The following is a 19,917-nucleotide window of genomic DNA, read 5'->3' as shown; positions in this document are numbered from 1 at the left end:
ATAATAGCAAAGAAATTTCCCTCCATTTGCGTAAACTTTCACTGAGTTAATCAGTCAATTTTCAAGGATGTTTCATGCGTCATGATCCACTCTGGGTGAACCAGGCCATCAGAAAAATCGAAGCCGACTTTCAGCGTTCTGCCGATACCCATCTCATCAAGCTGGATATTCCGGCCATTGAAGGGATCGACCTGTATCTGAAAGATGAAAGCACTCACCCCACCGGCAGCCTGAAGCACCGTCTGGCGCGGTCTCTTTTCCTTTATAGCCTGTGCAATGGCTGGATTGGCGAGCACACCACTATCATTGAATCCTCATCAGGCAGCACTGCGGTTTCTGAAGCCTATTTTGCCCGTTTGCTGGGCCTGCCGTTTATTGCCGTGGTGCCCCGTCGTACCGCCCGTAAAAAAATTGAACAAATTGAATTCTATGGCGGCCAGGCACATTTTGTAGACGACCCCTGCCAGATTTATGACGAATCCCGTCGTTTGGCTGAAAACCTGAACGGTCATTACATGGATCAGTTCACCTACGCGGAACGAGCCACCGACTGGCGGGGCAACAATAATATTGCCAAGAGCATTTTCGAGCAGATGCAGTTAGAAGCACACCCTGTCCCGAAATGGATTGTCATGAGTGCCGGCACAGGCGGCACCTCTGCCACCATAGGCCGCTATATCCGTTATCAGATGCACGACACCCAATTATGTGTGGTGGATCCTGAGCATTCGGTCTTTCACGATTACTACCTCACCCGCGATCCCGCCCTGAAAGGGGAGCGTGGCAGCCGCATTGAAGGGATTGGCCGTCCGCGTGTCGAACCCAGCTTTATCCCGGACGTGGTCGATGACATGCGCACTATTCCGGATGCGGCCAGCATAGCAACCGTTCACTGGCTGGAAAAACTGCTGGGCCGAAAAGCGGGCGCCTCTACCGGTACCAACCTGTACGGCGTGCTGCAACTCGCCAGTGACATGAAAGCACGCGGTGAACAAGGCTCAATCGTGACCTTGCTGTGCGACAGTGGTGAACGCTATCTGGATACCTATTTCGACACCGACTGGGTCGCCAGTAACATAGGTGATATTCAGCCCTATCTAGAGCAACTGGCTGCCTTCGAACAGACAGGGCAACTCAGCTAATCCGTCACTCCCGGCCGGCATTGGCTGAAGTGACAGCTAACTTGGCATATCCTGACTCTCAGGGTAGGATGTGCCTTCTTTTTAAACCAGATTCGGAGCAACACAATGCGCAAAGCCGTTGTCGTTTTCAGTGGCGGACAGGACTCGACCACCTGTTTAATTCAGGCTATGGCCAATTATGATGAAGTCCATTGCCTCACGTTTGACTATGGTCAGCGCCATAAGCTGGAAATCGAAGTTGCTGAGGCCATTGCTAAAGACTTAGGCGTTGCCGCGCACAAGGTAATGGACGTCGGCCTGCTCAACGAACTGGCCATCAGTTCACTGACCCGCGACAACATTCCGGTGTCTCATGAACTGCAAGATAACGGCTTACCCAATTCGTTTGTGCCGGGTCGTAACATCCTGTTCCTGACGCTGGCAGGCATTTACGCTTACCAGATAGGCGCCGAAGCCGTCATTACTGGCGTGTGTGAAACCGACTTCTCCGGCTACCCGGATTGTCGCGATGCATTTGTGCAGTCACTGAATCAGTCGCTGGTGCTGGGTATGGATCGTCCGCTGCGCATTGAAACGCCGCTGATGTGGCTCAACAAAGCCGAAACCTGGGCGCTGGCCGATCAGCACGGGAAGCTGGAATATATCCGCCATCAGACCCTGACCTGTTACAACGGCATTATTGGCGATGGCTGCGGCAACTGCCCGTCGTGCGACCTGCGCCGTGAAGGTCTGGAGTCTTACCTGAACAATAAAGACGTGGTGATGAAAGCACTGACCGACAAGCAGGCTGCAAACCAGGCTTAAATTCCGGCCTGAATCCGCTCAGCAGTAACCAGCCGCCACAGCGGCTGGTTTGCCGTCTGCATCTTCATGACCCGCCTGAACACTGCACTCACTCGTCAATAAACTGCCAGGTATCCGCCCCATCAAACAACCGGATTCGGACCGGCACAATATCTTGTGCAGAAAACATACTGTAATTCACCGCGAGCCGATCACTACCGGAATCTGGCGCCGAGGAATAATGTGTCACGCAGCCACAGCGTTTGCAGCGATGAAAATGAATGCACTTATCACCGTGCTCATAATATTCAGTGCCGGATTCCCCCACCTGAATCTCCACCTCAGACTCAGTCAGATACCCCCACAGCGCCCCATAACGGTGACAGAGCGAACAATTACAGCGGGTGGCGGTTTGGGTGAGTCGCGTAATGGTTAACCGGACATTGCCGCAATGACACTGACCTTGATACATACCTGAATATCCTTTTCTTCATTGACTATCGATAATGGCTTTACCCCGGCCAGTGCGCCAGCAGATATTGCCAGACCGCCTGCGATGCTTTAGTCCGTTCGCCGATACAAACCAGCTGTATCGGACTGCGCTCTGGGTGGCGCCAGTCTGTCAGCACAGGCACTAACAGATTTTGCTGGCACTCCTGCCGCACGAAAGCAGGATCAACCATAATAATCCCCAGCCCTTCACACGCCATGTCCACCAAAGCCCGGCTGTTATCGGTTTTGATTGCCGCGGCCACTTCAACCGTTTCTGTGTCGCCGTTCGCGTCCTGAAAGGGCCAGAAATTGAAGCGACTGGACGTATTTTCAAACACCAGGCAGTCGTGCTGCGCCAGCTCATGCGGTGCTTGCGGGCGGCCCCACTCAGCAAGGTAACGCGGCGAGGCAAACCATCCCCAATGTTTATCCCCGATTTTCCGGGCAATCAAGGAAGAATCCGGTAGCTGACCGATACGAATGGCAATATCAATTTTCGCATCCAGCAAGTCGACTGTCTGATCATCCAGACTCAGATCAATCACAATATCCGGATACGTCTGGCGAAGCTGTTTCAGCACCGGCACCACAAAGCGCTGCCCCATCAGAATACTGGCACTGATTTTCACCCGCCCTTTTGGCGTCTGCTGTGTTTCGTCAATGATGCCATGCAGGTTAGATAACACCGCTCTGAGATCGCCGGTACCCAGCAAGAGGTTTCGACCCACGTCCGTCAGCTGCAGTTGCCTGGTGGAGCGGTGCAGCAAAGGCTGACCAATAAACTGCTCAAGCTGGCGAATTTTCTTGCTGACCGAGGATCGCGGTAAATGCAGTTCAGTTGCTGCGGCCTGAAAGCTGCCGCGCTCTGCCACCAGATGAAAGACGTGCAGCAGCGGCAAATTAAGGTATGACATATCCACCCTTGTGTCTTTGTTTCTACTTTGGAATCAGTCTGTAGCCATATTGGTGTCTTATTGACAACAAATCAAGCTGATACGCTGTCCACACAGCTAGAGACAAACTCACAGGCAGGAGCAATACCATGAAAGAAAAGACAATTTTAATCACTGGCGGTACAGCCGGCATCGGACGGGCACTGGCAGAGCATCTGGTTCAGTCCGGCCATCAGGTCATCATCACTGGCCGGGATCAGGGCAGAATTGATAAGGCTGCGCAGGCCATTGGCTGCGCCGGGTATGTGGCAGACAGCGCCAGTTCAGAACAGATTAAACAGCTTGCGGCCACACTCAAACGAGACAAGATTCAGCTTGATGGCCTGGTGCTGAACGCCGGTGTTTTTTATCCTGAATCCATGCTGACGACCACGGAAGAGGCATTTGATCTGACTATGGACATCAATACCAAAGGGCCATGGCTGACGCTGCAGCAGTTCCATCCGATCCTCAACAACCCTTCCAGTGTGGTGTTTGTGTCCAGCATTGCCGTCAACAAGGCGTTTGCCAACGGTGCTGTGTATTCGGCCAGTAAAGCTGCCTTTGAAGCGATTGCCCGTGTCGCCAATCTCGAATTCGCGCCACAGGGTATTCGGATCAATTCGGTTCGTCCTGGTGTCACCGCAACAGAGATTCAGTCTAAAGCCGGCATGACTGCTGAGCAGCAACACGCGTTGTTTGCTTCTTTAGACAGCACGCCATTAGGCCGGGTGTTATCGCCCGGCGATCAAATCGGCGCCATCGACTTCTTGCTGTCTGATCAATCGCTGGCTATGCGTAATGCCGTACTGGAAGTCAACGGCGGGTTCGGGCTGTAAATCAGCGCGGCCCGCTGGAAAACAGCACTCGATTTGAGCACGCTGCGTGCAGCCCTTCAGTACGGGTCTGAAGGGCGTTTCTTGGTGAGTTTGTTTCATCACTGCTTTATCAATGACCATTTATGCGTATAATCGCCGCTCTGTTACGTCATACCAGCGAGTGATGAATCTCCAATGTCAAAATTTTTTTTCAAAGGCCGCAGAGATGTGATGCAAAACCATGCTCAGTCGGGCTATAACGTCAATCGTGGCGTAAAGGCAGGCACTGAAGAAGCGCCCATTTCTGTCGTGGTGAACACGGAAGCACGCAAAGCGGACATTGAAGCGATCGTTGCTGAACACGCCATCGTGGCCAATATTGTTGTCGATGCCGCTCAGGAAGAAAACACGGTAGAACTTGATACATTGCTGAGCAAACCCGCCACCATCAGCTTTGAAAAGACACCAAACCGCAACGATCCCTGTTCTTGCGGCAGTGGCAAGAAATTCAAAAAGTGTTGTGGCTAAGCGACCTGAGTCGCTTTGCCTGAATCGCTATCACCGGCCTGCCTATGAACGACATAAAACCTGATGTTCATACGCAGGCGGCTCCCCTGCTTTTTCAGTTATCAGTGGCCGATTCCTGCTTGCCTTCCAGCCCCTTGAGTGCACTTTGTAACTGTGGCTCAAGCTGTTTGGGATAAGCCTGGGTCAGAGACACTGTACTGCATGCCTGAAAATCACAAAACTGCGCGACAGCCGCACCAAAAGCGGCAATCAACTGTTCTTCATCAAAGCGATAATTTTCGATATGCAGGGATTTGATTTCCAGGTGGCTGATCTTGCGGTGCGCTTTGCAATCCATCCGTCCAATGAATTCACCGCGATAGAGTAGCGGCAGGCAGAAATAGCCAAACTGACGCTTGGCTTCAGGCACATAGCATTCAATCTGATAGTCATAGTCAAACAGCGATTTGAGCCGATCCCGCTGAATCACGGCATTGTCGAACGGAGACAGGATCAGCATGCGCTGATTCAGCCGGGGAACCGGACGCTCCAGTGCGCCGGCTTCCATCACGAAGATTTCTCCGCTGCTGACTTTCACTTGTTCCAGCTCGCCCAGCGCCAGCTTTTCCTGCACTAAACCTTTCACCGCTTTGCGCAGATCGGTGCTTCGGCGCAGATAAGTCAGTCCTTTCATGGACATCAATCCATGGCTGCACAGCTGACGCTCCAGCAAATGCGCCGCGAAATCCGCCGTCTCTGGCATTTGGGTGTCCACGTGAGCGGGCAGCACCCGCTCGGTTAAATCGTAGGTTTTCTGAAAGCCTTCGCGACTGCTGACCATCAGGTCACCTTCCATATACAGCTGTTCGAGGGCTTTTTTGGCAGGTTTCCAGTCCCACCAGCCTGCTCGTTTCTTCGCTTTGGTCTCGACATCTCTGGAGCGAAGCGGGCCATCCGAACGGATTCGGGCCAGCAACTCCCTCATCAGTTTCTGATCCCGCTCCCGGTACCAGTGAGTCTGCCCGCTTTTGATGGCATGTTTATAAGGTAGGGAAAAGCGAAAATCAGCCATGGGAAGAAACGCTGCCGCATGCGACCAGTATTCAAAAATGTCGCCGTTCAGCAACATCTGGTTGGTCATCTCGGGTTTAAACTGAGGTACTCTGGAATGAATGACATGATGATGTGCGCGCTCCACCACAGAGATGGTGTCTATCTGCACATAGCCTAAGTGGTTAATCGCTTTGCGTGCTCCGGTCAGGCCGCGCCCATAAGGCTGAGCCTGAAGTAAACCCTGTGCAGCCAACGCCAGGCGCCGTAAACGCGCCAGATCCTGCGGCCGTTTTATTTCTATCACTGTCATCATTCCCTAATGAACCTCAATTTTGTTGCTTTTAACCGCCGGTGACTGCCTTACGTTACCAGCATTACATCCACCCCAGTTGCTGGAGACTGATGCCATCGTTCCATATTTTCGTCATATGCCGAATCAGATTTCCCTCAAATTGCATCACATAGACATAGTCTGCTTCAACCGTTTTTCCTGTCGGATCAACCGGTCCACCCGGACCACTGCTGGTGCCATGGAAAACGGCATAAGCGGCAACACATGACCGTTTCTCATCTTCCGCAAAAAATTTGAGATCGTAACGACCATCCGGTATCGGCATGAATAATTCTTTCATCCACTCGGTGTACGCCTGAAGCGTATTCACCTCGGCAAGCACTGCAGTTTGCGATGAGAAAGTCGCGTCAGGATGACAATAAGTTTGGCAGGCTTGCCAGCCTTTTCCTGTTTCACACGCTTCAAAAAACAGCGTTGCTTGATCCAGTAAATCACTCATCTTGGTATCCTTGTTATATCAATCACAGAACCCAATACAGAGTGTGGCTTACCGGGAAGCGCTGGCGTGACTCACTTTGTACACTATTGAGAAAATCGCACTATCCCTTCCATTGATCGGCTCAAAGAGCCATGCAAAAGAAGTGCTATGGTGCAAACCGTAAAGGCCGTTTTGCTCTCGTAACAAAAAACGGAAGGCTGCGCCTTCCGTTCGTCTCATGCAAAAAGTAAAAACCTTGCTTATACCAGCTCGGCCAGCATGGTATCTGAGTATTCGGTCAGTGGTTCACCGGCTCTGACTTTGGCGACATAATCCGGATTGGCAATCAAAGGACGGCCAATCGCCAGCAAGTCGAATTTGCCGTTTGCAATCGCCTGGCTACCGCTTTCCGGCGTAAAACCGCCCACGCCGACCAGCGTCTTGCTGTAATGTGAGCGCATATACTCAGAAGCTGTACCGCCCAGATAATCAAATTCCATGCTGTCGTCGAACACGCCCACATGCAAAAACGCCAGATTACGGCTTTCAAGCTCACCCAACAGATAATCAAACACCTCGCGATCGCGGGCATCAGCATCAATATTGAAGTAGGCCCCCGGTGACAGGCGCAGTGCTGTGCGATCTTCGCCAATGGCTTTCACTACGGCATCGACCACGGCCAGCGGGAAGCGCGCCATGTTTTCTGCGTTACCACCGAACTCATCGTCACGCACGTTGCTGCTGTAGTGCAGAAACTGATCAATCAGATAACCGTTCGCGCCATGGATCTCGACACCATCAAAACCTGCTTCCAGCGCATTAATCGCCGCCTGCGCATAATCGGCAATCAGCTCTTCAATCTCTTCCTTGCTGGCCGGTTTGGGCACGACATAGGTCAGCTCACGCATTCGCGGTATTGTACCTTCCACACCCAGCGCAGAAGGAGCCAGCACATAATCGCCGCCAAAGAAATGAGGGTGTGCAACACGCCCGGTATGCCATAACTGAGCAAAAATTTTGCCGCCATTGTCATGCACTTTATCGGTCACCTTTCGCCAGCCCGCAATTTGTGCCGGCGTGAACAACCCGGGGGTATTCGGGTAACCCTGCCCATCGGGACGGATGATGGTGGCTTCAGAAATGATCAAGCCAGTATCCGCCCTGCGAGCGTAATAATCGACCATCGCCTGAGTCGGCACCAGATCATCATCCGCCATACAGCGGGTTAACGGGGCCATTAGCAGTCGGTTTTTCAGGGTGATTGAAGCGTTAAGTGCTACAGCTTGAAACAAGTTATCCATTGTCACTACACCTAGTCAGTAATTCTTGAATGCCCGTTCAAATTAGTCGATCTTGAATGATCGTTCAAGTAATTTTTGAATGCGCATTCAAAATCGGATAAAATCCCTGCACGCCATATGGATAAGAGAAAATCAATGCGCAGTGCCGAATTTGACCGCGAAACGGTGTTACATTCCGCGATGGATGCCTTTATCGCCAAAGGTTACAGCAAAACCAGCATGCAGGATCTCAAGCAGGCCACCGGGCTGCATCCTGGGTCTATCTATTGTGCGTTTACCAATAAACGCGGCTTGCTTGTGGCGGCACTGGAGCAGTACCAAAAAGAACGCGATAAAGCGTTTCAGGCTTTGTTCGAGAACCAACCTTCCGCTCTGGCAGGCATTGCAGCCTATCTGGAGCAAATGGTGATCGAATGTGAGCAGGAAGAGATAAAAGATTGTTTGTTGCAAAAAGCCCTGAGTGAGCTGGCACAAGACGATAAAGAGATTGAGCGACTGATCAGTCACAAACTGAAAGATTGGGAGCAACGCTTCGCCTGCAAATTTGCACAGGCGATTCGCGATGGGGAAATAGTGGGTAATCGCAGCGCGGAAGAATTAGCCCGCTATCTGGTAATGGGCATTTATGGCATTCGCGCCTATTCTCACACTTGCCCCGCACCTGGTATCTTGCGCGAGCTGAGTGATGAACTATTCAGGAATATTCGGGGCTGATAATATCTGATTGCGGGCAGATCCTGTTTCTGTCTAACGCTGAGAACAAGAACTGCCCCAATCTGAATTAATACAGCTCAATTCGCCCGGAGAATTACCATCAACCGGATTGGCCGATTAACGCCAGGGTACTGTTGATATCATCCTGATCATACCCCTGCTGCACAGTTCATATTGAACCTGTTCGCGCAACTTTTCTGCAGCTTTCCGGTTGCTATCCAGCCATTCGGCTAACCCATAATCCTCACACCAGTCTCGGACACTCTCCGCCCAGCATTCGCCCCGCGCATGAGTCAGTCTGGCTTGTATCACCGGCAGGAAAACCTCAAAGCCGCCGTGAATCCCCTCTTTGTATCGGCAATAGTGATCAAACAGATCATCAATTTGCTCTCCGGTCCCTTTGTACTCAGTGATGACAGACAAGGCTTTCAGGTATTCGACATAGAGCGGAATGTAACGGCTGTGTGCTTCGGCCAGCATACCGGCGGCATAATGACCATAAGGCAGCTCTTCGATGTAAAACGCCGAACTGACCTGATTATCCTGATACCAGCGAATCTGATCTTTCAGATAGGTTTCCAGCGCCTCCCAGGCCCCCAGCGCTTTGGCTTTGTCGAACAGGCAGTGCGGTATTGCATCGCCATAAACACGCGGCTTTTTCAGGTTGAGCTGTTCGAGCAGGCTTTTATCCATGGATTGCTCCAACTGGCGGATCTCCTGTCCCATAAAACGCTGTTCAAAACGTTTTTCGTAGTCGTAACAGAGAGGATCCGGTGAGACACGCGCATCAGGATGACGAAGCTCTTCCTGCCAGCGGATCAGCGCTGCTGCCATCGCCTTTGGAGAGTCAATCGCGGCAATCCGGCTGAGTTCCTGCTGATAAAGTTCATCGCGCTGCAGATACAGTGATTGTAATAACTCAGCCTGGGAATGTTCTCTCAGGAGTGCCTGCTGAGCAGCATCTTCGAGTTGCAACATTTCCCGGATCTCATCCACACTTTCTTTCACATCATCGTCGTCAAGATGATGCTGCTCAGCATATGCCCGAACAGCGGCCATAAATAACTCAAGCTGATTGTGCTCATACAACCAGTCACGGATCGGCAGCGTCTCACACCAGTCGGAAAAATCTTCTCGGCCATGCTGGTCTGCTGCAAAGGTCAGGCGGGCAAGAATGATTGGATAAGTGTCTGTGCTGATCCCCAGCTCAGGGATGATCTCGCGCAGAAATTCGCCCACAGTTTCTTCTGGCACAGCCAGACGCAATGTGGTCAGGTATTGCGCATAAAGTGGACCATAACTTGCGTCATGGCGTAACAAGGCTTCTGCGGCGTAGTTACCGTAAGGGGTTTCATCAATATACCAGGCGTTCCCTTCGCTGTTTTCATCCAGCCACTGAATTTGGGCTTTCAGATAACGCTCCAGCGCGTCCCAGCATTGCAATGCCTCCGCTTTTTCAAACAAGGCATCCAGAAAGGTATCGATATCCAGATCATAATAATCGCCTTCCGAGACGGCGAAGCTGCCCATCGAGTCTGTAAAGTAGCTTTCGATCTCAGCTTCCAGAGCCAGATGCGCTTCGGTTTTGAACCATTCATGAAAGCGCGAGGTGTAATCAATACTGGCAATCTCCGGATCAATATAAGCCTTGTGGCTTTCGTTCAGCCACTCATCGAGCAGCACGCTAATCTGCGCCTGGGTCTCAGCTTCACTTACCCGATCAATCTGGTGCTGGTAAGCATCCCTGGCTTCTTGCTCTTTGACGGCGAGTTGCGCCAGCAGCTCAGCAGGTATGCTGGCACGTACTTCTTCATCCGAACGCAGGGGAGCATCATTGTCATTGTCCTCCTCGTCTTCGTCCTCATCATCAAAGTCTTCTTCGTGGTAGGCCATAGTGTCAGGCAAAGACTGATAGAAGCTGTCCCATTCAGGGCTATTGCCGTGACGTGATTCCAGCAGGCGGACTCCCTCCCCGGTAAAAAACGCTTCATGATCCGGGTCGATGGCATTCAGGTAACGGCTAATCAGCGGTAGCCAACGACTGTCAGATAGGCCAAGATGCAGTGCGCAATCTGCCAGTGCCGGTTTTTCATTTTCACTGAAACAATAATCAGCGCCTTCGTAAGCGATAAAACTGTTCAGAATATCTGCCATCAATTCTGCAGCTGATTCAAAAGGCAGCTGTATCACTGTGCTGAAAAACTGTTCTTCATTCCAGACTTCTTTGCCGTCTGTAAAAGCGAGGATCAGATGATTGCCGGTACAAAAGTTTGCCATATCACTGCATTTCAGCGACAGGTAATAAAGCGCAGCCCCCAGCGCCTGTTCAGACCCGAAATCGGCAACTCTGGTTTTCCGCTTTCCCAGCAGCGCCAGATGCAGTTTCTGCTCGTCACTTTGCTTGTGCGGCTGAGACCAGTCATCTCCCCAGTAACATACCTCTTCCTGCACCACAGACCAGCCCTCAAGCACTGCACTTGGACTTGTCATTGCCAGAGCGGCCAGCTGCTCCGTCGATAACCTCAGGGTATATAAATCATGCCAGCCACCCAGAAGCATCCTCGGCTTGGCCGGAGAAGGCATCGCCTGCAGCAGGCTTGCCTCGCTTCGAGACGTACAGATTCGCTCCGGATCCGCTTTATCGGCAACGGCCAGAACAGGAGAACGCCACTGGCCATCCAGGGCCGTTTTGCGTACGGCATGATCGTGCCAGCAAACCCAGAGGGCATCATCCTGCTCACTGAACTGCAAACTATTTATGCGTTGGATCAATGCGGCCTGATCTCTTTGATTTTCCAGATCAAAACGATTGCCCAGATCCTCTGCTGAATAAGAACGCACCGGGATACGCAACATCAGCTCTTGCACAGGTAACGGCGCCTCTCCTGCTGGCGGAATACGGTTCAAATCAATCAGGTTGACCTGCTGGAGATAGCCTGGCTGGCCCATGTCATGACCGGGTGTCGTTTCAATCGCCATACCGGGCATTGCCAGCAGACCACGTTTGATATCCACGGCAATACAGCACTTCTCCGGGTTCCACTTCTTCGGCGGCGTCTCCAGCCGTTGAACACGAATACTGGCTTTCCCCTGGGGCAGGTTCAAATCGATCCGCATCAGAAATTGCAGCGGACGATTTTTCAGGTCGGTAAAACTGCGCTCACCGCAGGCATAAAGAATCAGACTGTTATCCGGCCCCGCGAAGAGAAAGTCATCAAAGTGAATCTCGTACAGGGGCAACAGATTGCCTGATTGCTCGTCATTGTCCTCGTCTTCGTCAGCAGAACAATCCAGCTCTATCGGATAGGAACGGCTCAGTTTGGTGCCGGTAAACTGCCAGAATTCCACGCTATGATTGTCAGCCCACTCCGGTTCAAACAAAACAGCCAGTGTCCGGCCATCAGAGAGAATGACCGCCCGGATATCATCGATGCCGTAGTCATAAATAAAATCTGCCTTTTGATTCTTCTCATCCACCAGATATAAACAACCACTGCGGTCATAAGCGATACGGCATCGCTCATAACCAGGTTCGGCACTGAAAAAACCGGTCAGATTGATATTGCCTTTGGCTTTCAACAACGCAGTGGCCCAAACCAGAGTTAAATTCGCTTCGTCGTTATTCGGGCTGAGGTAATAAACCCGTGGCGCACCATGTTCAGGATCGATATAGATAAGTTCTTGCGTCCCGCTATCCGGATCAAGGCCTGCATTAATAAAGTTACTCATGATTTGTTCCTGCTTATTTTTGCACCCATTTTTATGCCAGATGCGAGATAACAACATTCTCTTTATCGATCAGCGAATTGACGAAAGCCTTCTACAAAAAGAATATCTTCGTTGTAACAAGTACACTGAAGGTGAGCATATCTGAATTTTTTTGGCTTCATCAGACGGGAAACCATCCAAGTTTCTTTTATTAGATCTCCATACCAATAGTGAATGATTAACCTTCCCTAATTAGCGGCACACATAATTAGGGTTCACGCTCGGTGAATCTAATACCAGATATTTCCATGATGTCAGATCATTCCGCGAACCATAATATATTGCGGTATTTTCGATTGCAGCATTGAGTCCACTTATCAAACTCAACTGAAATAACATCAGGAGCATTGTTGATACGAAGATTTTTAGGGGCTCTGTTCAGATGAGATGCCCCTACAGCGCCACTATCCCAAAAATTTCCCGAAGAACGTAACCGACCAGAAAGGCCAGCGAGGCGGCGACGCCACCGGTGAGAAGCGTGCTGATTCCGGCAAGAAAGACGGGCTTGGCGAAGAGTCGGCTTTTTAAAGCACCAATTGAAAAGAACATGAGTGCGGCAAGACAGGCACTGAACGTAAACTGCCCGGACTGTTCTAATCCGGAGATCATGAAGGGTATTAACGGCACAGATCCAACAAGAACAAATGATGTAAATGTGGCAATAGCGGCTTTAACCGGATTTCGGTGTGTTTTTTGCACCCCATGCTCCTCAATGAGCATGGTATCAATCCATAACTGCTGATCGGCGCTGATGGTGTCGACAATCTTTTCCAGCGTCTCCCCGGAGAAACCTTTATTTTTGAATATTTGCCGAATTTCTTCCCTTTCGCCTTCAGGTATCTTTTCAATGTGATCTTGTTCTTGATCGCGAAGGCTTTTAATAAATTCGCCCTGAGTCTTAATCGATTCATAGTTGCTGACAGCCATACTGAAACCATCGGCGATCAAATTTGCAAACCCCAGAACCAGAGCAACAACAGGCGAAAAGCCCGCGCCAACCACGCCAGATACAACAGCAAAGGTGGTTACGCAGCCATCAATACCACCGAGAACCACGTCTGAAGCAATATTTTCCTTCGCGGGTATTTTAAGCCTTTCTCTTATCTCTTCCGGTCGATGCTCTCTGGAGAGTTTTTCATTGCTTTCATCAGCCATGCACCTGCCACCCCATCCGATTCTGCAATGCCTCACGTATCGCAAGCGTTGCCCGTAAGACTTGCTCAGTAAGCATAGACCAGGCCATTGTTTCATGCTGTCGGGTCGGCCTGTTCGGAGGCAGTGGCAAAAACAAAACAAGCGGCACACATTCCGCTGAGCCGCTTGCCATTAACAGAAAGTAAGATGAACACTACACCCAGAGCTTAGTCATAAACAGGAGCGTCAAAGTTGTACCCTTCATCCGAATAAGCCGTCACTATGGCATCGTCAACCAGGCCTGATTCCGCTTTGACCTGGGTTTCGAAAAAATGTTGAATTTGTTGCCGGCGACCATGCGCAGACCAGTCTTCAGCACTTGCCCAGATTTCGTTAAATACGATGGGATAGTTGTTTCTTGTCGCACTCGGGTGGTCGATCTGGCGGGTCAGGATGTATTGCACGCAGCCTTCCTCACGAAGCGAATCCGGTTCCAGTGCTTTCAGCACTTCAAACAGTTCGGCTTCTTTGCCTGCTTTGGGTTTAAATTGTGCCAACACATAAACGCGACTTGTCATTCGATTTCCTTTCTATTTCTGAACGTTAAGAGAATGTCGTCAGCAAACGATAGCATAGAAGTGGGAAAGTAGAAGGCTGCCAGGAGCAATGTGGTGAAATGGCGTCAGATCGAGAATAAAGCTTAGCTATACTTCTGCTTGATTCTTTGACGCCATCATCAGTCTGTTCCGAACAGAACAGGGGAAGCTATGGATTTATCATTACGCGCCGGGTTCTGTACCGCTAGCGTTGGCACCTGACTGGCGCTGAACAGCGGATAAAAATTGACGCAGGACGTCGTCTTTACATTCCCGGTAATGCTTGTTTTCTGGTTTGCGGAAAAAGGCACTCAGTTCATGCTTGCTTAAGCTCACACCAACCGTCTGCAACATCTCAAGAATCTCTTCTGCTTTTAAATTCAGGGCAATGCGTAATTTTTGGAACACCATATTGTTGTTCAGGTGTGCTTCCGGTTTGGGTTGCTCACCGTCGCGCTTACCACGTTTGAAATTGATCAGCCCATTCAGAAACACGGCTAATTCTGTGTCTGTCAGCTTGATAAAGGTCTCGGCAGCGTCTTTTTCTAACCAACCCGCAACCTGTTCTTCGGTTGCACTGAAATCCGCCATCGCGAAGATTTCAATCATAGTATTGTTTTTAAAATCAAAGGTATCGCGTACACGACGCAAGATATCATTATTGGTCAAAATAGATCCTAGTCTTAGGTATGCCATGGCAATCAACACGATTGCTGGAGAACGGCGATGTTACCAGACTTACGAGCCAAGCCCTATCAATTGCTCATGTCGCCGCAGGAGAAAGATCCTAATGACACAGGCTCTCTTCGCAGGCTTAGTCACACTTGAGCAATCAGGCAAGGAAAGTTGGAATCGAGAGCAACGGTAACAGCCCGACTCGACTCATTTAACTTTGCGGCAGACTCAGTTCTCTTTAAATAAGGACGAGGCGACGCTTTTTCATAGAATTGGCGCCAAACCTCTGTATTGGCATCTATGCGTTAATCTTTCCTTGCGAGAAGAAAGCGAAAACCCAAAGACAGATACAAGAATTCGTTAGAATATCCAGAATTGCCTTTAGGTTATTTGATGTTATTCAAGGGTATTTGAATTCATTACCTGTAAAAAACTCTAGGCCGATTCCTCATTTATCATCTGATCTGTTTTATCTTTTTTACTTTCTTTATTAATCATATAAACCGAACGTACAGCAGCCATAAATAAGATTAATTTCAAAAAACCAAGTGCACCCGGAAACCGTTCTAACTCGATGAAGATTATAATCGAATTAACCAAGTGATATATTAAAAAGACAATTGCTGCCCATAGCTTCCGTTTGTAGAGAAAAAAGGTTAAAACACCCAGTAAGAAAACATCAATCAACATCCAGGGATCCAAAATGTATTGAACTCTGGCATCTGAACTTGTTTGAAAAAAACCGGCGATTGCTAGTGAAGCTGACATAACAATCATTAATATTGACACATAAACGGACACTTTTACAATCCGTTGTGCCATAACAACATCTTTTGGCCCCTGAAAAACGGCTAATATAAAACTTTGCGACATACTGCATCCTAGTTAAAATGTTTTAAAGATTGAAACCATCACATACCAAGCATCAACATCATAAATACGGAGATGTAGCCCTCACCAAAAAATTCTATTGACACCATAATAATTCATATTGACTCCCTGCTTTCAATTATGACTGATTTTTGGTTATTATTAATATTGTTCATCAAATAGAAACCAACAGCAGAAATAATTGAAATCACAATCACACTAGACCAAGTAAAACTATAGCCATAACGATCAATAAAATATCCGACAACGACAAAGCTTGGCATAACCAATAGACTCCTGAGCGTCACAAGTACTCCTTGGATTCTCCCTCTATGACTGGACGGAGAGTTATTAGCTAAATATATTCCCTCTTTTGTCAGTAACAATACTTCTCCGGAAGATAAAAAAACCAAGCCAGAAAATGTACAGGAATAGTTGGAAAAAACATCACTAGCATATATCCAAAAGCAAACATCAAGCCAGCATAGGCCAAACTGATAGTCTCCGTTTTACTCGACGTAATCTTCATTACGCTAGCAAAAAAGGGCTAATTTACTGTCCGTAATGAATTGGAAAAATATACTTAATGACTTGATTAACAATCATTTTATGTTATTTATATTTTATCAAATGGCTTTCGATAAACCCAATATCAGCCCTGTAAAAATATTGAAGAGGAACCTTTGAAGGTTCGAGCCAATAAAAAGTTTGTTGACGCTCAGGATCAATCATTTGAGGTTCAATGCCAGTACTTGCCGCCAAAACCACATAGTGAATTTCACCACCACAATCATTTTTCGCTTTGTGGCTGCCAAGGAGCTTTAAATTTTTCAGACCTGTCTCTTCCCACAACTCTCTTATTGCAGCCTGCTCACCTGATTCCCCTGCGTCTACTGAGCCACCTGGAAACTCAAAAACCATTCCTTTTCCTGGTCTAAAACGCTTTTGGATGAGAACTTTACCTTTTCTTACAACAACAGCCATAGCGAGATTTTTCATACTAACTATCCTTGTTGTTTGTAATACAAAGCGCCCGCTTAAGGGGTGAGTACATGTGTGACAAAACTAACTATTAACGCTATTGTTTCTTGTTAAGCATTTATTGACCATAATACTTTTTGCTGAATGACGCATTTATAGCCGCACCGTTATATAGGCAGGATACTCCTACCTTTAATCTGTTTTCATGATCATAATATGTATGGAAGTGCGCCTGCTTTCTTATTAACTCTAAACTATCAACATTTACACCGAGAGCAGCAAGCACACTCGCTGAGTCAAAGGATCGACTTTGAGCGCATGGAGATGTCTCCAAAAACTGTACATCGACATAACTTACAACTGAGCCATCACTAGATTCAAATAGAAAGTGATGTTGCTTTGAATCAATTATCACGTTGCCAATTGAATTTGGTTTTGCTGATAGTTTCTCAGCAACTTTTTGAACCGGTTGCCCAATATAAATATACGGTTTTAAAAAATTTTCATCGACTCTTGTTAATTTTTTATCGGTTCCACAGCCAACTAATAACAAGGGTAAAAACATCAAAAAAATATATTTTTTCATAACATCTCCTTTATGCATAACGAATGACTGGACTCCCCCTCATCAGGCTCTGCCACACAAAATTACCGGAAGCCACCATTCACAATCTGTCTATGGTATTGATTTAGCTAGACATAGCTTTAGTATCCACGGCGAGGATCACCAAGGCAAGGTGTTGATCCACAAAATAATAATGCACTCACAAGTCCTCGAAACGTTTGCTCATATCCCACCTGCGAGTATCGAGATGGAAGCTTGTGGTGCCTTTCGTTACTGGGCGTGAGGGCTGGCGAAACTCTCGGTTATACACAAAGACATGGCATCGTTGCTGACAAGGACGGGAAAAACCAGCTATTGCTCCCTAGACGTTTATTATTTTTTTAGTCAGATAAACCTATAATATGGAAATCAGCACCGGAAGAACGAATTGCATTATCAGCACTGACCAGAAGCACATCTAGCTGAGTTTTAATTTTGCTACCTGCACTTTTGTCATAAACACTTTTTTGTGTATGAGGCTGGACGACGACAACACGAGTTTTGACATGCTTGTTATCTTTCAAAGCCAATAACACGTTAAAGAAATCTTCAGGGTTAGCTGCTTTTCCATTACTCCAACATCCTTTATGGGTTGCACTATCATGTCTGACTTTAAGGTCTTCAACGAGAACCTTTCTTGCTGTATACCTAAGATTTTTGACCGCTTGATTCAGTACAACATCGTGTGCTCCTACGGATATCCTACGTGAAGGTTCGCTAGATTTAGATGCTTTAACATGTATTAATGATATTAAATGTAGCGTTCCGTGCTTAACATAATGAATAAAATCTGCTTTTTCACCTGCTCCATCATCACAATACAACCAACCTTTGGGCTTTTCAGTCGTGTTGAACTCGTTTGCAGTTAGCCAATTACCACTCCAACACTTTTGCACCCAACAGAACAGAGATTTTTCTTTACCAATGTCTTTCAAAGAAGGCTTCTGAGCATTGGTTCCCGGTTTTTCCTTAGTAATATCATACTGCTCAAAGTCAGCCCATAGGAACTTGTTATACTCGACGTCCTGATAACCCGTTCTGAAAACCATTCCATTCACAACGGCATGCCCTGATTCGAACCAGCACTTAACTAGCTCTGGGTAACTAAAAACACGTTTATATTGTTCGAAGTGTTTTTTTATTAAAGGGGTCTCATTTTTGACTTTAAAATTAACCTTATAATCATCTACTTCAACTTCGACACAAATATGCCCAACCTTTTTCCCTGAATAGAAGACATCAAGGGAAATATCACTCTCAATAAAACTCTGAGTTAGCTCAACATGAAAGTCATATTGCAGCTTATTTAGTAAGTCTTTACGATGCTGCCCATCCTCTTCAGGAAGAAAGTCATAATCCACAAGCGAGAAGTCATATGGGTGTTTTAAATCGTCAGGTTTAGATATCGGGTAAGACAGTATTCCAATAGGGCTATCTGATTCCACACTGTTAACGGACAAGATATCTAGGATCTCTAATACTCTATTTTCAAACGTTACCCAATCTTTACAAGGTCCTCGCCATATTGATGACTTAAATGGGTTAATACCCACCGAACTTTTCGACTTTGTACCCCAAACTTCAGTGCGCACGGCTGACATCATATATGATTGGTCGATTAACGGATCTAGTGTATCAGCTACACTTTTTCCACCTAGAACTTTCGAGTCTGCCTTAAAGTTGTCCCTACCATGTATGCCAGACAACCAAAGCATTTTAATTTCATCTTCATTTATGAAATTACCATTTAGCTTACTAATTGGAATTGGAAATAGATTTGACAATCTTTTTTCCCAAAGTACTCACGTATAGTGTCTTTTTTTCCTTTTTCAGAAAAATAGAAAGCGAGATGATCCCTAACATTAAAACTAATGAAAACGTGATGCTCTAAGTCTTTTAGATCTAAACCTTTAGCCCAACTAGGAGACTTCTTAATCGTGTATGATGTGATTTTTACAGTTCCAAGCTCTCCAACTTCATCAACAATTTTTGATCCAACCGTCATCATACCTGAGGACTCTTCAATAAGCAGTTGTGTAATAATCTCATGTACCGAGCATGACTTTTCTTTAGTCGATTTTACTCCCAATAAAACCGATAGATAAGGAGCTACATTGTGCTTTTCAACTTCTATAATATTATTTTCCACTTAGCTTCCCCCCAAAAATATAACATTTTGCTATCAAGCACCATGTTGTTTAATTCTGTCGTATCACTTAGTGCTAATGCCAAACCACCTCCCCCGCAACCCAATCAAATTCCCAAAAGGGTCCAGAAGCTGGCACATATTCAAGCCATTTTCGATATTGATTGGGCCACGATAAAGTTCAGCACCTAAACCGAGGAAATGATCAAGGGCGGTTTGCAGGCAAGGGACCGACCAATAAAGCACTGTGCCCTTTGTGCCTGCGCTGACTTTTGCATCGGCCTGTACGATTTCCAGTGAGAATCCGTTGATGTCGAGCACAGTGAAATCAAATGCTTCTATATAGACAGGTTTGGCTTGCGGGAAAGCTTTGCGGTACCAATCCAGCCCGGCTTGCACGTCTGGAACATGCACCAGGAGCGCTGAAGGTGTCATCCCGATCCCCCTCGGTTCAATACATGCTCACGGTGAAAGACGCTACCGCCCCTGACAGTGAAGTCACGTGAGCAGGGTATTTTCGTCTGATGAGTCAGACATATTATTGGCATATGGGACAGGTTTCACTAAAACATGACATTGCAGTGTCAACTCTGTGGTTTAGGACAAGTTTCGCAGGGATGTGATAAAAACA

General features: G+C 47.7%; 21 protein-coding genes. 5 read left to right on the top strand and 16 right to left on the bottom strand.

The genetic code is table 11. The features are described 5' to 3' along the window. The first annotated feature begins 74 nt into the window (after window positions 1-74). Together D6M16_RS01930 and queC are read left to right on the top strand one after the other, a co-directional pair. On the top strand, window positions 75-1,142 hold the full coding sequence (locus D6M16_RS01930) for a PLP-dependent cysteine synthase family protein (protein WP_120510325.1): 1,068 nt from the start codon (window positions 75-77) through the stop codon (window positions 1,140-1,142). A gap of 51 nt (window positions 1,143-1,193) precedes the next feature. Beyond that, entirely contained in the window at window positions 1,194-1,946 is a 753-nt protein-coding gene (queC, locus tag D6M16_RS01925; RefSeq protein ID WP_276131397.1) for a 7-cyano-7-deazaguanine synthase QueC, read from the top strand. Between the two features lie 88 nt (window positions 1,947-2,034). On the opposite strand, the gene D6M16_RS01920 is transcribed toward queC, so the two are convergent. Together D6M16_RS01920 and D6M16_RS01915 are read right to left on the bottom strand one after the other, a co-directional pair. Next, window positions 2,035-2,397 (bottom strand): GFA family protein, encoded by a 363-nt coding sequence (locus D6M16_RS01920; RefSeq protein ID WP_120510323.1) that lies wholly within the window; start codon window positions 2,395-2,397, stop codon window positions 2,035-2,037. 40 nt (window positions 2,398-2,437) lie between these two features. After that, window positions 2,438-3,331 (bottom strand): LysR family transcriptional regulator, encoded by an 894-nt coding sequence (locus tag D6M16_RS01915; RefSeq protein WP_120511833.1) that lies wholly within the window; start codon window positions 3,329-3,331, stop codon window positions 2,438-2,440. 128 nt (window positions 3,332-3,459) lie between these two features. Here D6M16_RS01915 and D6M16_RS01910 point away from each other — a divergent pair, with 128 nt between their 5' ends. Together D6M16_RS01910 and D6M16_RS01905 are read left to right on the top strand one after the other, a co-directional pair. Next, window positions 3,460-4,188, top strand: coding sequence for an SDR family NAD(P)-dependent oxidoreductase (locus tag D6M16_RS01910; RefSeq protein ID WP_120510322.1), 729 nt, complete (start codon window positions 3,460-3,462; stop codon window positions 4,186-4,188). 174 nt (window positions 4,189-4,362) lie between these two features. Continuing rightward, complete coding sequence (locus tag D6M16_RS01905; protein WP_120510321.1) at window positions 4,363-4,695, top strand: PBPRA1643 family SWIM/SEC-C metal-binding motif protein; 333 nt, start codon at window positions 4,363-4,365, stop codon at window positions 4,693-4,695. A gap of 94 nt (window positions 4,696-4,789) precedes the next feature. Here the strand turns inward: D6M16_RS01905 and D6M16_RS01900 are convergent, their stop codons facing one another. The 3 genes from D6M16_RS01900 to D6M16_RS01890 all read right to left on the bottom strand — a co-directional run bounded on the left by D6M16_RS01900 (window position 4,790) and on the right by D6M16_RS01890 (window position 7,798). Further along, window positions 4,790-6,031 (bottom strand): winged helix-turn-helix domain-containing protein, encoded by a 1,242-nt coding sequence (locus tag D6M16_RS01900; protein ID WP_120511832.1) that lies wholly within the window; start codon window positions 6,029-6,031, stop codon window positions 4,790-4,792. A 70-nt stretch (window positions 6,032-6,101) separates the two neighbouring features. Continuing rightward, window positions 6,102-6,518: an ester cyclase gene (locus D6M16_RS01895; RefSeq protein WP_120510320.1), complete on the bottom strand. Its 417-nt coding sequence runs from the start codon at window positions 6,516-6,518 to the stop codon at window positions 6,102-6,104. A gap of 239 nt (window positions 6,519-6,757) precedes the next feature. Then, window positions 6,758-7,798 carry an alkene reductase gene (locus D6M16_RS01890; RefSeq protein ID WP_120510319.1) on the bottom strand — a complete coding sequence of 347 codons (1,041 nt, stop codon included), beginning with the start codon at window positions 7,796-7,798 and terminating at the stop codon, window positions 6,758-6,760. 135 nt (window positions 7,799-7,933) lie between these two features. Here D6M16_RS01890 and D6M16_RS01885 point away from each other — a divergent pair, with 135 nt between their 5' ends. Further along, window positions 7,934-8,512: a TetR/AcrR family transcriptional regulator gene (locus tag D6M16_RS01885; protein WP_120510318.1), complete on the top strand. Its 579-nt coding sequence runs from the start codon at window positions 7,934-7,936 to the stop codon at window positions 8,510-8,512. A gap of 117 nt (window positions 8,513-8,629) precedes the next feature. Here the strand turns inward: D6M16_RS01885 and D6M16_RS01880 are convergent, their stop codons facing one another. The 11 genes from D6M16_RS01880 to D6M16_RS01825 form a co-directional block, all read right to left on the bottom strand. Then, window positions 8,630-12,241 (bottom strand): hypothetical protein, encoded by a 3,612-nt coding sequence (locus D6M16_RS01880; protein ID WP_120510317.1) that lies wholly within the window; start codon window positions 12,239-12,241, stop codon window positions 8,630-8,632. A 432-nt stretch (window positions 12,242-12,673) separates the two neighbouring features. After that, a complete protein-coding gene (locus tag D6M16_RS01875; protein WP_120510316.1) occupies window positions 12,674-13,435 on the bottom strand; it encodes a VIT1/CCC1 transporter family protein in 762 nt (253 codons plus the stop codon). Between the two features lie 206 nt (window positions 13,436-13,641). Then, window positions 13,642-13,992 (bottom strand): putative quinol monooxygenase, encoded by a 351-nt coding sequence (locus D6M16_RS01870; protein WP_120510315.1) that lies wholly within the window; start codon window positions 13,990-13,992, stop codon window positions 13,642-13,644. A gap of 201 nt (window positions 13,993-14,193) precedes the next feature. After that, entirely contained in the window at window positions 14,194-14,679 is a 486-nt protein-coding gene (locus tag D6M16_RS01865; RefSeq protein ID WP_120510314.1) for a YehS family protein, read from the bottom strand. A 441-nt stretch (window positions 14,680-15,120) separates the two neighbouring features. After that, window positions 15,121-15,558: a hypothetical protein gene (locus D6M16_RS01855; RefSeq protein ID WP_120510313.1), complete on the bottom strand. Its 438-nt coding sequence runs from the start codon at window positions 15,556-15,558 to the stop codon at window positions 15,121-15,123. A 113-nt stretch (window positions 15,559-15,671) separates the two neighbouring features. Beyond that, a complete protein-coding gene (locus D6M16_RS22660) occupies window positions 15,672-15,839 on the bottom strand; it encodes a hypothetical protein (RefSeq protein WP_240435508.1) in 168 nt (55 codons plus the stop codon). A gap of 328 nt (window positions 15,840-16,167) precedes the next feature. Further along, complete coding sequence (locus D6M16_RS01845; protein WP_120510312.1) at window positions 16,168-16,554, bottom strand: NUDIX hydrolase; 387 nt, start codon at window positions 16,552-16,554, stop codon at window positions 16,168-16,170. Between the two features lie 100 nt (window positions 16,555-16,654). Next, on the bottom strand, window positions 16,655-17,122 hold the full coding sequence (locus D6M16_RS01840; RefSeq protein WP_120510311.1) for a hypothetical protein: 468 nt from the start codon (window positions 17,120-17,122) through the stop codon (window positions 16,655-16,657). Between the two features lie 359 nt (window positions 17,123-17,481). Continuing rightward, window positions 17,482-18,924, bottom strand: a complete 1,443-nt coding sequence (locus D6M16_RS01830) for a hypothetical protein (protein ID WP_240435507.1) — start codon at window positions 18,922-18,924, stop codon at window positions 17,482-17,484. After that, window positions 18,888-19,289: a hypothetical protein gene (locus D6M16_RS22440; protein WP_240435506.1), complete on the bottom strand. Its 402-nt coding sequence runs from the start codon at window positions 19,287-19,289 to the stop codon at window positions 18,888-18,890. The genes D6M16_RS01830 and D6M16_RS22440 overlap by 37 nt, the downstream gene beginning before the upstream one ends. A 63-nt stretch (window positions 19,290-19,352) precedes the next feature. Continuing rightward, entirely contained in the window at window positions 19,353-19,721 is a 369-nt protein-coding gene (locus D6M16_RS01825) for a VOC family protein (RefSeq protein ID WP_120510310.1), read from the bottom strand. Between the last annotated feature and the right edge of the window lie 196 nt (window positions 19,722-19,917).

The sequence above is a fragment of the Photobacterium salinisoli genome (assembly GCF_003614885.1).
In the GTDB taxonomy this organism is placed as follows: Bacteria; Pseudomonadota; Gammaproteobacteria; order Enterobacterales; family Vibrionaceae; genus Photobacterium; species Photobacterium salinisoli.
The sequence above is the reverse complement of the archived record's forward strand: the minus strand, read 5'-3'. Positions and strand labels throughout refer to the sequence as shown.

What these genes read in the sequence shown, in the direction of transcription:
- D6M16_RS01930 (WP_120510325.1), top strand. Translation starts at nt 75, where the DNA reads ATGCGTCATGATCCACTCTGGGTGAACCAGGCCATCAGAAAAATCGAA.
- D6M16_RS01920 (WP_120510323.1), bottom strand. Translation starts at nt 2,397, where the DNA reads ATGTATCAAGGTCAGTGTCATTGCGGCAATGTCCGGTTAACCATTACG.
- D6M16_RS01915 (WP_120511833.1), bottom strand. Translation starts at nt 3,331, where the DNA reads ATGTCATACCTTAATTTGCCGCTGCTGCACGTCTTTCATCTGGTGGCA.
- D6M16_RS01910 (WP_120510322.1), top strand. Translation starts at nt 3,460, where the DNA reads ATGAAAGAAAAGACAATTTTAATCACTGGCGGTACAGCCGGCATCGGA.
- D6M16_RS01905 (WP_120510321.1), top strand. Translation starts at nt 4,363, where the DNA reads ATGTCAAAATTTTTTTTCAAAGGCCGCAGAGATGTGATGCAAAACCAT.
- D6M16_RS01895 (WP_120510320.1), bottom strand. Translation starts at nt 6,518, where the DNA reads ATGAGTGATTTACTGGATCAAGCAACGCTGTTTTTTGAAGCGTGTGAA.
- D6M16_RS01890 (WP_120510319.1), bottom strand. Translation starts at nt 7,798, where the DNA reads ATGGATAACTTGTTTCAAGCTGTAGCACTTAACGCTTCAATCACCCTG.
- D6M16_RS01885 (WP_120510318.1), top strand. Translation starts at nt 7,934, where the DNA reads ATGCGCAGTGCCGAATTTGACCGCGAAACGGTGTTACATTCCGCGATG.
- D6M16_RS01880 (WP_120510317.1), bottom strand. Translation starts at nt 12,241, where the DNA reads ATGAGTAACTTTATTAATGCAGGCCTTGATCCGGATAGCGGGACGCAA.
- D6M16_RS01875 (WP_120510316.1), bottom strand. Translation starts at nt 13,435, where the DNA reads ATGGCTGATGAAAGCAATGAAAAACTCTCCAGAGAGCATCGACCGGAA.
- D6M16_RS01870 (WP_120510315.1), bottom strand. Translation starts at nt 13,992, where the DNA reads ATGACAAGTCGCGTTTATGTGTTGGCACAATTTAAACCCAAAGCAGGC.
- D6M16_RS01855 (WP_120510313.1), bottom strand. Translation starts at nt 15,558, where the DNA reads ATGTCGCAAAGTTTTATATTAGCCGTTTTTCAGGGGCCAAAAGATGTT.
- D6M16_RS22660 (WP_240435508.1), bottom strand. Translation starts at nt 15,839, where the DNA reads ATGCCAAGCTTTGTCGTTGTCGGATATTTTATTGATCGTTATGGCTAT.
- D6M16_RS01845 (WP_120510312.1), bottom strand. Translation starts at nt 16,554, where the DNA reads ATGAAAAATCTCGCTATGGCTGTTGTTGTAAGAAAAGGTAAAGTTCTC.
- D6M16_RS01840 (WP_120510311.1), bottom strand. Translation starts at nt 17,122, where the DNA reads ATGAAAAAATATATTTTTTTGATGTTTTTACCCTTGTTATTAGTTGGC.
- D6M16_RS01825 (WP_120510310.1), bottom strand. Translation starts at nt 19,721, where the DNA reads ATGACACCTTCAGCGCTCCTGGTGCATGTTCCAGACGTGCAAGCCGGG.